This window comes from Devosia ureilytica (genome assembly GCF_024273195.1).
Lineage (GTDB): Bacteria > Pseudomonadota > Alphaproteobacteria > Rhizobiales > Devosiaceae > Devosia > Devosia ureilytica.
Genome location: NZ_JAMZCU010000003.1, coordinates 691,574 through 703,528, shown reverse-complemented (window position 1 = coordinate 703,528; position 11,955 = coordinate 691,574). Strand labels below are relative to the sequence as shown.

Here is an 11,955-nt window from a genome sequence, read left to right as displayed (position 1 = left end):
AACCCAATCCCCTCCGGGGAAAGGGGGCGGGCCGGTGCCTGGGGACAGCGTGCGCGGCATCAAGACCATAGCCGATCTCGAAGCCGCCAATCTGGCACCCTTGGATTCAGGTCTTTCACGTGTCGCCGACAAATATGCCATCGGCATAACGCCCTCAGTGCTCGAGCTGATCGACCGGGATGATCCCAATGATCCGATTGCGCGCCAGTTCGTGCCGACGCTGGATGAACTGGTGACGACGCCAGACGAGCGCGCCGACCCGATTGGCGATCTGACGCATTCGCCGGTCGAGGGGATCGTGCATCGCTATCCCGACCGGGTGCTGCTCAAGGCGGTGCATGTGTGCCCGGTGTATTGCCGGTTCTGCTTCCGCCGCGAAATGGTGGGGCCGCAGGGGCTGGGGACGCTGAGTGGGGCGCAGCTTGATGCGGCCATTGGCTATATCGCCGCGCATTCTGAAATCTGGGAGGTGATCCTCACCGGGGGCGACCCGTTGGTGCTGTCGCCGCGTCGCCTGCGGGACCTGATGGAGCGGCTGGCCGGGATCGCGCACGTCAAGATCGTGCGTTTCCATACGCGGGTGCCGGTGGTGGAGCCGGAGCGGATCGATGCCGATATGGTGGCGGCGCTCAGGGCCAGCGGCAAGGTGACGTATCTGGCGGTCCACGCCAATCATCCGCGCGAGTTGACGGCGGCGGCGCGGGCCGGATTTGAGCTGCTGATGGCGGGCGGTATCGCTCTGATCAGCCAGAGCGTGCTGCTCAAGGGCGTCAACGACGATGTCGATACGCTGGCCGCCTTGATGCGCGGCTTCGTCGAAAACCGCATCCGGCCCTATTATCTGCACCACCCTGACCTGGCGCCGGGGACGGGCCACTTCCGCGTGAGCATTGCCGAGGGCCAGGCGCTGGTGAGCGCGCTGCGGGGCAGGATTTCCGGGCTATGCCAGCCGATCTATGTGCTCGATATTCCGGGCGGATATGGCAAGGCCGACATAGGGGCGGCGGCGATATCAGGTCAGGATGGGTGTTTTACCGTTCGGGACTGGCAGGGCGGGGAGCATGACTATCGCGAAGGGTAGGGCCTTCACCTCTCCCCCAAGGGAGAGGTGAAAAGGGTCAGTCCACCACGCGCGGGTCGACGTCCTTGGAATAATCCACGCCGCCGACGGCGAAGCCGAAGAGTTTCATGAACTCCTCGCGGTATTTGGGCAAGTCGGCGAGGTCAGCGAGGTTTTCGGTGTCGAGCACGGCCCAGCGCTTGGCCAGTTCGGCCTGCATGGCGGGGGAGAGTTCCCAGTCGTCGACGCGGATGCGCTCGGCTTCGTCGAGGACGATGGTGCCCTGGAGCTTGTCGCGGAACAGCCGGTCGATCTGCTGGATCGGGCCTTCGCCCAGACCCATTTCATCCTCGACCTTGATCAGCAGCGTGCCATAGAGCGGTACGACCGGGATGGCGGAGCTGGCCTGGGTGACGACGGCCTTGAGGGCGACGACATGGGCCGCGTCCTCGCCATGGGCGGCACGGATGGCGGCGGCGGCGCGATCGAGATCGGCCTTGGCCTTGCCCAGCGTCCCCTTGTGGTAGATTGGCCAGGTCAGCTCGGAGCCGAGATAGGTGTAGTTGAGCGAACGGAACCCGTCTGCCAGCACGCCGGCCTCGGACAGGGCGGCAATCCAGAGTTCCCAATCTTCGCCACCCATGACCTTGACGGTGGCGGCGGCCTCTTCCTCGGTGGCCGGTTCGACGGTGATGGTCGAGACTTCGCCGGTGCCGGTATTGAGCGTCTTGGAGGACACCTGGCTGCCATAGGGCTTGATGGCCGAGCGGTAGGTGACGCCGTCCTTGGGATCGGTGCGGACCGGGGAGGCCAGCGAATAGACGATCAGGTCAACCTGGCCGAGGGTCTCCTTGATCGCCGCGATGGTCTGGGCCTTCACCTCATCGGAAAAGGCGTCGCCTTCGATGGTGACGGCCTTGGAGCCGGCGGCGCGGGCGCGGTTTTCAAAGGCCCGGTTATTGTACCAGCCAGCCGAGGCGGGCTTGGTTTCGCCCGGCTCGCGCTCGAAGGAGACGCCGACCGTATCGGCGCCGGAGCCAAAGGTGGTGACGATGCGCGAGGCCAGGCCATAGCCTGTGGAGCACCCGAGCACGAGCACGCGTTTTTTATCCGAGGGGATCGGTCCCTTGATCACCACATGGTCGATCTGGCGCTGCACATTGGTGGCGCAGCCCGTGGGGTGGGCGGTGGTGCAGATGAAGCCGCGGATTTTTGGCTCGATGATCATGGGATTTTCTCCTCAGTTTGCCCAAGGCAATAGCTGGAATGGCGCGCGAGGGCTAGGGGGTGGTTGCCGACTAACACCTGCGAAAGCAACGGGANGGATTTTCTCCTCAGTTTGCCCAAGGCAATAGCTGGAATGGCGCGCGAGGGCTAGGGGGTGGTTGCCGACTAACACCTGCGAAAGCAACGGGATCACCCCACCCTCATTCCCTCCCCATCAAGGGGAGGGAGGCGCAGGACTGCGACGTCAGTGTTCATCGTCTGCCTCCCCCTTGTGGGGAGGGACCAAGCGTGGGGGTACCTTCATGCGGCGCCCAATTTCCGAATCTCATTCCGCCCTGGCTGGGCCTGCCGGGAAGATGCCGGACATGACGACAAAGCCGGGGATGCGGCGGACGCGGTCGGTCCAGCGGCGGAGGGCGGGGTAGTCCTGCCGGGATATGCCGCCTTCTTCGCTCAGCATCACATAGGGGAAGCAGGCGATATCGGCGGTGGTCGGGTGCGCGGGGCTGCACAGCCAATCGCGGCCCGCTTTTTCGCCGAACCAGAGATGCTCGTCCATCAGCCGGAAAATGCGGTGGGCGCCCTGTTGGGATTTTTCGATATCGAACTTGTAGTCGTAGCCGAGCGCCAGACGGGCAGCGGAACTGGTGGATGTGATGTCATCGGCCACGGCGTGCCAGCGCAGAACTTCTGCGGTAGTGGCGGGATCGTCGGGAAACCAGAGGCCACTCGCATCGTATTTTATCGCGAGGTAGGCGAGGATGGCGCCGGAGTCCGAGAGGACCAGGTCATCGTCCCTGAGTACTGGCAATTGGCCAAACGGATTGAGACGCAGAAAGGCGTCGGACTTGTGCTCGCGGCCGGGGAAGAAATCCACCGGCACGATGTCGTAGGGCAGGTTGAGGATGCTCATGAGCAAGCGCAGCTTGTAGCAATTGCCGGAGAGCTCGAAGTCGTAAAGGGTGATGGTCATGATTGTGTCTTTGCCCCGATGTGTTCCCTCCGCCTTGTGGGGAGGGCTGGGGTGGAGGTAGGCCGCGTGCGCGGTGCTTGTGACTCACCCCCACCCTCATTCCCTCCCCACAAGGGGGAGGGAGGCGATGGGGGCCTGAGATCGTTGGAAGTATTTATCATCAGATATCCAGTACCAGACGCGCGGACTTTGCACGGCTGACGCAGGTCATCATGCAGGTGTTGGAGGCCTTCTCGGTCTTGTTGAGATAGACGTCCTGGTGATCGACTTCGCCCTCCATGACGGTGGTGAGGCAGGTGCCGCAGGCGCCTTGTTCGCAGGACGAGGGGACGGTGAGGCCAGCTTCGCGCATGACTTCGAGAATGGTGCGGCCGGCGGGGACATGCAACGTCATGGCCGAGCGGGCCAGCTCGACGTCGAAAGCCGACGAACTGTCGATCACCTTGTCGTTCTGGAAATATTCGAAATGTACCGCCTCGTCGGGCCAGCCGAGTGCGGCAGCGGTTCTGGTGACCATTTCGAGCATGGCGCCGGGGCCGCAGACATAGACATGATTGGCGAAATCATGGGGGCCAAGGACCTCGTTGACGGTGCCCTGAATGGCCTCGCGGGCGAGACCCGAATGAATATGGACTGCGCCATGGAGCACGTCGAGTTCGCTCTTGAAGGCGGCGCTTTCCCCGGATCGGGTGAAATAATGCAGTTCGTAAGGCAGGCTGGACTGGTCGAGGAAGCGCGCCATGGACAGGAGCGGGGTGATGCCGATGCCGCCGGCGATGAGCACGGTGCGAGTGGCATCGCGGCGCAGCGGGAAATTGTTGCGTGGCTCGGAAATGGCCAGCACGTCCCCTTCGCGAACAGTTTCGACCAGTACTTTCGAGCCGCCTTTGCTGGCGCTCTCGGCCTTGACGCCGATGACGTAGGAGAGGAGGTCGCCCGGGCCGTTGGTAATGGAATACTGGCGAATGAGGCCGTTGGGCAGGTGCAGGTCGATATGGGCGCCGGGCTGGAAGGTCGGCAGGTGCTTGCCGTCGCGACCGGCCAGTTCGAAACCGATGACGCCATCGGCGGTCTGCCATTTGCGGCGGACCAGCACAGGCAGGGTGTTGCCGCGGGGTATGGCGATTTCGGGCATGGTGGCGAGGTCGGCGGAGACCTTTTCATAGGCCGGTTGCAGCGGCTCCGGGGCCGGTTTGCGGGCAGCGGCCCGTTCGAGGCGGTCGCGGAGCCGGGTCAGCAGTTCGTTGTAATGGCGCAGGATGGTGATCGGATCGCCGGAGGCCTGGGGCAGCAGGCCACGAATGACGGCGCGGCCGGCATCCACGGGCTGGACGAAATAGACGACCCCGTCGAGACGAACGGCCATGCCGGGGAGCAGGTCGGCGGGCTGGTCATCGGGGGCGAGACGGGCGAGGCCGGCCACGACATCCTCGGGTGCGGCATTGACCGGCACGGGGCGCAGCGCGAACCAATCGTGGTCCCCGGCACCGGGAAAGGGCACGAATGCCTGGTCGTCATTGGCGGCAGACCAGATGAGACCAAAGGCCTCGCGCATCGGGTATTTGCGGTTTTCAATGCGGCGGGCCGGGGCATCGGCGGGATGGGCCGGAATATAAGTGCAACCGGCGGACTGATTGGCATAGCGCCAGCCGTGGTACTGGCACTTGAGTTCCTGGCCCTCATTGATGCCGATGGAAAGGCGCACGCCACGATGGAGGCAGCGGTTTTCCCAGACGTTCACATGGCCATCGTCTGCCCGCCATACGGCCAGTTCGCGGCCGAGAAGCTGGCCCTGGTAGACGTGGCGGAAGGGCAAGTCGTCGCTTGAGGCGATGGGGTACCAATGGGGGTCGGAGAGGCTAAGGGGCATATTTCATCCGAGGTCTGATCGCGCCACGATCCAAATCTGGATTGCCAATCCACCCTGGCGTACGGGGCGGTAGCTCCCTCCCTTGATGGGGAGGGTTGGAGTGGGGAGGGCAGCGTGCTCCGTGCCCGCCGTCCCCCTACCCTCGGTCCCTCCCCACGAGGGGGAGGGAGGAAGGAGCCTGTGGCTCCCTGAATTCGTGCCATTCGAGCTTAACTCTCATGGCCTCCTCATTTCAAAACTCGCCACCGGACAGTTTTGCGTTGCTCGCCCACTCCTGGCCCGCAAGGGGGACGGAGGCGCAGGAGCCGACGCTAGCTCGCTTGGGGAATAACGCCATAGGTAATGCCCTTTTGGCTCAACCATCTCCGATAGGCGATGGCGCTTTTGTCGGCGCGAATAGGGGTTTCCGAACGCGGGTCGAGCGGCAGTTTCTTGGGATACTGGTTTTCGAGGATCGGCTTGTCCTGGCCGAAAATGGTCTGCTGGAAGCGGCGGAGATCGGTGATGGTCGAGGTTGAGTCAATCATCGATTGCAGCAGGTGAGCGCGACAGCGCTCTTCGGTCATGGGCTGGAGGAAAATGCCGATGACGTCGCGGCGGCTCTCGTCTTCGGGGCAGGATTTATAAAGCACCGAACAAAAGGGATGGGGCACGCGATAGACATATTCGACTTCCATGGCGCTCGTGGCCGACTTGGCGGCGCGCGGCTGCATGAAGCGGCATTTGGTGGCGAGGACCTCGTCGCGTTCCTCGGAAACCTCGACGTCGTATTCCTTGACCTCGGTGTGGGGTTCGGAGCCCAGAATGTCGGTGTGGACATAGGGAAAATGGCCCATGTCGAGGAAGTTTTCGACGGCGCGGGGGGCCGAGACATGGATGCCAATAGAGCCGCAGCTCATGTTGACGCGATCCGGTTCGGCAAATTCGGGAATGGGAAAGATATCGTCCGATGGGGTGCCCAGACACGTCCAGGTGTAGCCATAGGCGGTCTTGACGGGCAGGCGGTCGAGGATGGTTTCGGCGTCGATCTCGTCGCCCTGTTCCTCGTTCGAGCGCAGCCAGACGACCGGTCTACCATCGGTGTCGCGGGTCAGGGCCAAGCCTTTGTCGAGCAGGAGCGTGGTTTCGACGAGACCTATGGGCAGTTCATCGGTGGCGGCGACGACGTGCCAGAGATTGGCCGTGATCGGATCGGGGGCATTGGGCATGGGGGCAGTCTCAACTGTGTCAGACCAGCATAAACCGGTGTCCGCCGAGTGCCAGCACAAAGTTGCGGACAGGGTCATGCGCTGGGGACATGGTGGTGGACATTGGCCGCCCATGAACCTCATGGTGGGCGCACCTACGGTCTGTGAAGGAATTGCGTCGTGGAAAGTGAAGCGCCCCGTTATCCCGAAGCCCTGCTGCGCGAGCGTGTCGAGGCGCGGCTAGCCGAGGCAGGGGCCAGCGCGGCGTCGCGCTCTGCGGCCACGCGCGCCATGCTGCATGCCTCATTGGTGGGCGTGGACAGCCATGGCGTGCGGCTGACCGGGCATTATTGTTCCATGCTGGGCGGCGGGCGACTGAACAAGGACCCGCAATTGCGCGTCGAGCAGCGCGGCGCCGGCAGCGCAATGGTGCATGGCGATGACGGGCTGGGGCACTTCGCGGCTTTTAAAGCGGTCGAAGTCGGCATGGAGCTGGCGCGGGTGGCCGGGGTTGGCGCGGTGGGGGTAAAGCATTCGTCCCATCTGGGCGCCGCGGGGGCTTATGCCATGGCGGGGGCCGAAGCGGGATACGTGACCTTTGCGACAACCAATACCGATTCCGTGGTGGCGCTATTCGATGGGGCGCAGAAGTTTCATGGCACCAACCCGCTGGCCTTTGCCGCGCCGGTGCCGGGGCAGCGCCCGTGGCTGCTCGACATGGCGACCAGTTCGATCCCGCTCAACCGGGTGATGCTGCACCGTTCGCTCGACAAGACCTTGCCGGAGGGTGTGGCGGCGACGCCGGACGGGAAGATGACGACAGACCCCCATGCGGCAGAAATGCTGCTGCCGCTGGGCGGAGTCGATTATGGCTACAAGGGCGCGGCGCTGGCGGGGGTGGCGACGCTGTTCTCGGCGCTGCTGACGGGCACGACGCTCGATAGCGATTTCATCCCCATGTATGGCGGCGACGACATTTCGACGCCGCGCAACATGGGGCATTTCGTGCTGGTGATCGACCCGGACAAGTTTGCCGGGCGCGATGTGTTCGGGGCAGCGATCAGCCGGTATCTTTTGAGCCTGCGCAGGTCGGCCGTGCGCGACGGCGGCGCGGTGATGGCGCCGGGCGATCGGGAATGGGCCGAGATGGACCACCGAAAGGCCGAGGGCATTCCCGTCGATCCCGACACCATTCGTTTTCTGGGGCTTTAGGCTCGTTTCTTCCGCTGGTGCGAAACGGCGCTTACTTTTCCCGGTGGATGTCGAACGGGCCGATGGCCTGCGTCGTGGCCATGAGCTGGATCTTGTTGACGTTGACATGGGCGGGCAGCGAGGTGGCCCAGAAGATGGATTCGGCGATATCCTCGGCATTCATCGCCTTGGTTCCGGCATAGACATTGCCGGCCTTGTCTTCATCGCCCTTGAAGCGGACCACGGAGAACTCGGTTTCGGTCAGACCCGGCTCGATATCGGTGACGCGCACATTCTTGCCCTGGAGGTCCGAACGGATGGCGAGAGCAAAGTGCTTCACGAAGGCCTTGGACGCCGCATAGACCGAGCCGCCGGGATAGGCGAATTCGCCGGCCACCGAGCCAAGGGTAACGACATGACCGCCGCCCCGGGCGATGAGGCCGGGCAGCAGCAGGCGCACTGTATAGACCAGCCCCTTGATATTGGTGTCGATCATGGTTTCCCAGTCGCTGAGATCGGCTTCGGCCGCGGGTTGCAGGCCAAGCGCCAGGCCGGCATTGGCGAGTACAATATTGATGCCATCAAAGGGCGCAGGAAGGGCGGCGATGGCCGCTTCCATGGCGGCCCGGTCGCGCACATCGAGCGGGATGATGTGGCAATTGTCGTGGCCCAACTCGTCGCGCAGGGTCAGCAGGCGATCCTCACGGCGGCCGGTCGCGATCACCTTGCCGCCAGCAGCGACATAGCGGCGGGCCGCGGCGGCGCCGAAGCCGGAGGTGGCGCCGGTGATGAAAACGACAAAGCGGCTGGGATCGAGCAGCGAATACATGGGCCTGTCCAATAGGGGAAGATTGCGAACGGGCGCAGGGTGGACCGTGGCCCCCGGCCTCGTCAACCATAGGGAGGGGATGAGCCGGGTGATCACAGCTTGGCAACCTTACCAAGTCCTAACGTGAACCGGCGGGCCGATCATACTATCGTGGCCGCATATCAGAATTTTTTGCGGGACCAGATTGTTTTGAAGACTTTTGCGAAATGGCTGCTGACGCTGGTGGTGATCGGCGGCGCCGGAGCCGCAGGCTGGTGGTATTTTCTGGCGCCAACGCAAGCGAGCACCGTTCCTGACACGGTGAGCGTCGAACGCGGCGACATCGAAATGACAGTGCTGGCCTCCGGGGTGCTGGAGGCCAGTGCCCTGGTCAGTGTCGGCGCGGAAGTGTCGGGCACCATCAAGGCCGTGCATGTGACCTTGGGTCAGGAGGTGCGTCGGGGCGACCTCATCGCCGAGATCGACAGCCTCAACCAGGAAAATGCCGTGAAATCGGCCGAGGCGGCGCTGGCCGGGATTGAGGCGCAGCGGCGCAACCAGGAAGCGAACCTGGTGGCCGCCGAAGCCTCGCTGGTGCGCCAGCAGCAGCTGAGCGCCAATAGCCTGGTGTCCCAGACGGCGCTGGAAACCGCGCAGGCGGCGGTCGAGCAGGCCAAGGCGCAGATCGATCAACTCAATGCGCAATTGGCCCAGGCCGAACTGACAGTGGAATCGGCTGAACTCAACCTGGCCCGCACCCAGATCGTGGCGCCGGCAGATGGCACGGTGGTGGCGCTTCTGGTGGAGGAGGGGCAGACCCTCAATGCCAATTCGGCGACCCCGACCATCGCCAAGATCGCCAATCTCGACACCATGGTGATCAAGGCCGAGATTTCCGAGGCAGACGTGGTCAAGGTGAGCGCAGGGCAGAAGGTCTATTTCACCATTCTGGGCGAGCCCGATCAGCGGATCGAGGCGACGCTGCGCGAAATCGAGCCGGCGCCAACCTCGATTGCCGACGAGACGGCCAGCGCGGGCAGCGCGGTTTACTACAATGGATTGTTCGAGGTCCCAAATCCCGACCACAGGTTGCGCATTTCGATGACCGCCTCGGTGACCATCGTCCTGGCAGAGGCGCGCGGCGTGCTGACGCTGCCTTCGAGCCTGGTGGGGCGGCGTGGCCCGGATGGTGGCGCCGTGGTGACGGTTTATGATCCCCAGACCGAAGAGACACGCCAGGCGCGTGTGGAAATTGGCCTCAACAACAATATCAGTGCCGAGATCATCTCGGGTCTTGCTGAGGGCGAGCAGGTGGTCAATGCCACCGGTGCGCGGTTGACGACGGGCGGCGCCCAGAGCGCAAGTCGGTTCGGGGGGGCCAGTGGCATGGTGATGATGCGTGGCGGTGGCGGCTGATGAACCGCGCCTTTTCCGCCAAAGAAGGGGTTGGAACGCCTGCCCGGATTGAGGGCGCTCAATCCGACCAGCCGATTATTTCGCTGACCGGGCTGGAGCGCCGATTTCACGCCGGCGGCGAGAGCGTGGCGGTGCTCAAGGGCATCGACCTCGATATATATCGCGGCGAGATGGTAGCGATCATCGGCCAGTCAGGCTCGGGCAAGTCGACGCTGATGAACATTTTGGGGTGCCTTGATCGCGCCAGCGCGGGGCACTACCGGTTTGCGGGCAAGGACGTGGGCAAGCTCGATGCCGACGAATTGGCCGCGCTGCGGCGCGAGCATTTCGGCTTCATCTTCCAGCGCTATCAATTGTTGCCCGATCTCGACGCGGTCGAGAATGTGGAAGTGCCGGCGGTCTATGCCGGGGCCGATGCAGCGGCGCGGCGGGAGCGGGCGATTGCCCTCCTGACCCGGCTGGGCCTGGCCGAGCGGCTGGATCATCGGCCCAATGCGCTTTCGGGCGGCCAGCAGCAGCGTGTCAGCGTGGCGCGGGCGCTGATGAACGGTGGCGAGGTGATCCTGGCGGATGAGCCGACAGGAGCACTGGACTCGCGCTCGGGCAAGGAATTGATGGCGTTGCTCAAGGAATTGCACGCCGATGGCCATACGATCATCATCGTGACGCATGACCCTCAGATTGCCGCCCAGACAGAGCGGGTGATCGAGATTGCCGACGGCGAAATCATCGCCGACCGGCACAATGTCGAAGCACGCCGGGTGCAAAAGATCGACACCGAAATCAAGCATGCCGCGAGCTGGCGGCGCGGCCTCGACCGCACGGGTGAGGCGCTGCGCATGGCGCTGCGGGCGATGGGTGCGCATAAGCTTCGCACCTTCCTCACCATGCTGGGCATCATCATCGGCATTGCCTCGGTGGTGTCGGTGGTGGCGCTGGGGCAGGGCAGCCAGCAGACGGTGTTGGAGAACATTTCCTCGATCGGCACCAATACGATCAATGTCTATCCCGGTTCGGGTTTTGGCGACATGCGATCGGGGCGGGTGCGTACGTTGCGGCCCAGTGATGCGGAGGCGCTGGCCGAGCAGTCTTATGCCGACAGCGTGACGCCGCAAGTGAGCTCCAACGCCACAGTGCTCTACCGGAACACGGCCACCAGTGCCTCGGTAACCGGAGCGGGTGCAGACTATTTCCAGGTCAATGGGCGCACCTTCACGGCGGGGTCGGGGTTCGGCGCGGACAGCATTTCCGCCATGGCGCAGGAAGCGGTGATCGACCAGACGGCGGCCACGGCCATCTTCACCAATGGTGAGAACCCGGTGGGCCAGGTCATCATGCTGGGCAAAGTGCCGGTGCGGATCATCGGCGTCGTCGCCAATTCCACCGGTTTCGGGCCGGGCGGCAACAACGCCAATGTCTATGTGCCCTATACTTCGGCGATGAGCCGTATCCTGGGGCAGAGCTGGCTCAACGCCATCGCTGTGCGGGTGGCCGACACTTATGATACCAGCCAGGCGGAAGCCGAAATCACCGAACTGATGACGCGGCTGCACGGCGGCAGTACCGACTTTTTCCTGCAAAATACCGATACGATCCGCGAGACCATCCAGTCGACCACAGCGACGCTGACCATCCTGATTTCGACCATTGCGGTGATCTCGCTGGTGGTGGGCGGCATCGGGGTGATGAACATCATGCTGGTCTCGGTTTCCGAGCGGACCAAGGAAATCGGCATTCGCATGGCGGTCGGGGCGCGGCGCAGCGATATCATGCGGCAATTCCTGATCGAGGCGATCCTGGTGTGCTTTGCCGGTGGGGCGGCGGGTGTGGCGCTGAGTTTTGCGCTGGGGCAGGGGCTGACGGCCATCGTGCAAGGCGCGCGGCTGGCCTATTCGAGCGAATCCATCGTGCTGGCGATTGTCTCGGCGAGCCTGATCGGGGTGATCTTCGGCTTCATGCCGGCCCGCTCGGCAGCAAGGCTGGATCCCGTGGAAGCGCTGGCGCGGGAGTAGGGGTCTTCGGCGGAAATATTGAAAGTCTCAGCAAACACAGCACCGCCCTCGACGTGATCCAGAGGCCGCATGCGGTTTTCGCTGATGCGTCAACACGCCCTCGGGTCGGGCCCGCAGGTGGCGCGGTGGGTGCCCCAGGGGCCAGGGGCGACACGGTACGGGCTGGTTCAACCGTGACCCATCGGCCACGGCTGACATCCTAAAACCCAAC

9 protein-coding genes are annotated in these 11,955 nt (G+C 63.8%); 4 read left to right on the top strand and 5 right to left on the bottom strand.

The annotated features are described in order from the left end of the window. The first annotated feature begins 34 nt into the window (after positions 1-34). Positions 35-1,081 carry a lysine-2,3-aminomutase-like protein gene (locus NIM87_RS11220; RefSeq protein WP_408640067.1) on the top strand — a complete coding sequence of 349 codons (1,047 nt, stop codon included), beginning with the start codon at positions 35-37 and terminating at the stop codon, positions 1,079-1,081. A gap of 37 nt (positions 1,082-1,118) precedes the next feature. Here the strand turns inward: NIM87_RS11220 and fabV are convergent, their stop codons facing one another. The 4 genes from fabV to NIM87_RS11200 form a co-directional block, all read right to left on the bottom strand. Beyond that, on the bottom strand, positions 1,119-2,288 hold the full coding sequence (fabV, locus tag NIM87_RS11215) for an enoyl-ACP reductase FabV (protein ID WP_254674746.1): 1,170 nt from the start codon (positions 2,286-2,288) through the stop codon (positions 1,119-1,121). A 324-nt stretch (positions 2,289-2,612) separates the two neighbouring features. Continuing rightward, complete coding sequence (locus NIM87_RS11210; protein WP_254674745.1) at positions 2,613-3,260, bottom strand: glutathione S-transferase family protein; 648 nt, start codon at positions 3,258-3,260, stop codon at positions 2,613-2,615. A 160-nt stretch (positions 3,261-3,420) separates the two neighbouring features. After that, positions 3,421-5,130, bottom strand: a complete 1,710-nt coding sequence (locus NIM87_RS11205) for a Rieske 2Fe-2S domain-containing protein (protein ID WP_254674744.1) — start codon at positions 5,128-5,130, stop codon at positions 3,421-3,423. 311 nt (positions 5,131-5,441) lie between these two features. Further along, on the bottom strand, positions 5,442-6,338 hold the full coding sequence (locus tag NIM87_RS11200) for an aromatic ring-hydroxylating dioxygenase subunit alpha (protein WP_254674743.1): 897 nt from the start codon (positions 6,336-6,338) through the stop codon (positions 5,442-5,444). Between the two features lie 159 nt (positions 6,339-6,497). Here NIM87_RS11200 and NIM87_RS11195 point away from each other — a divergent pair, with 159 nt between their 5' ends. Beyond that, on the top strand, positions 6,498-7,529 hold the full coding sequence (locus NIM87_RS11195; RefSeq protein ID WP_254674742.1) for an Ldh family oxidoreductase: 1,032 nt from the start codon (positions 6,498-6,500) through the stop codon (positions 7,527-7,529). A gap of 31 nt (positions 7,530-7,560) precedes the next feature. Here NIM87_RS11195 and NIM87_RS11190 read toward each other — a convergent pair whose 3' ends face one another. Further along, entirely contained in the window at positions 7,561-8,337 is a 777-nt protein-coding gene (locus tag NIM87_RS11190) for an SDR family NAD(P)-dependent oxidoreductase (RefSeq protein WP_254674741.1), read from the bottom strand. Positions 8,338-8,526: 189 nt separating this feature from the next. On the opposite strand from NIM87_RS11190, the gene NIM87_RS11185 reads away from it, so the two are divergent. Continuing rightward, the gene (locus tag NIM87_RS11185; RefSeq protein ID WP_254674740.1) at positions 8,527-9,732 is read left to right on the top strand and encodes an efflux RND transporter periplasmic adaptor subunit; all 1,206 of its coding nucleotides are present in this window, start codon (positions 8,527-8,529) and stop codon (positions 9,730-9,732) included. Then, a complete protein-coding gene (locus NIM87_RS11180) occupies positions 9,732-11,744 on the top strand; it encodes a MacB family efflux pump subunit (RefSeq protein ID WP_254674739.1) in 2,013 nt (670 codons plus the stop codon). The genes NIM87_RS11185 and NIM87_RS11180 overlap by 1 nt, the downstream gene beginning before the upstream one ends. Positions 11,745-11,955 lie beyond the last annotated feature (211 nt).

Coding starts and splice junctions, on each gene's coding strand:
- NIM87_RS11210 (WP_254674745.1), bottom strand. CDS start 3,260: ATGACCATCACCCTTTACGACTTCGAGCTCTCCGGCAATTGCTACAAG.
- NIM87_RS11190 (WP_254674741.1), bottom strand. CDS start 8,337: ATGTATTCGCTGCTCGATCCCAGCCGCTTTGTCGTTTTCATCACCGGC.
- NIM87_RS11180 (WP_254674739.1), top strand. CDS start 9,732: ATGAACCGCGCCTTTTCCGCCAAAGAAGGGGTTGGAACGCCTGCCCGG.
- NIM87_RS11200 (WP_254674743.1), bottom strand. CDS start 6,338: ATGCCCAATGCCCCCGATCCGATCACGGCCAATCTCTGGCACGTCGTC.
- NIM87_RS11205 (WP_254674744.1), bottom strand. CDS start 5,130: ATGCCCCTTAGCCTCTCCGACCCCCATTGGTACCCCATCGCCTCAAGC.
- fabV (WP_254674746.1), bottom strand. CDS start 2,288: ATGATCATCGAGCCAAAAATCCGCGGCTTCATCTGCACCACCGCCCAC.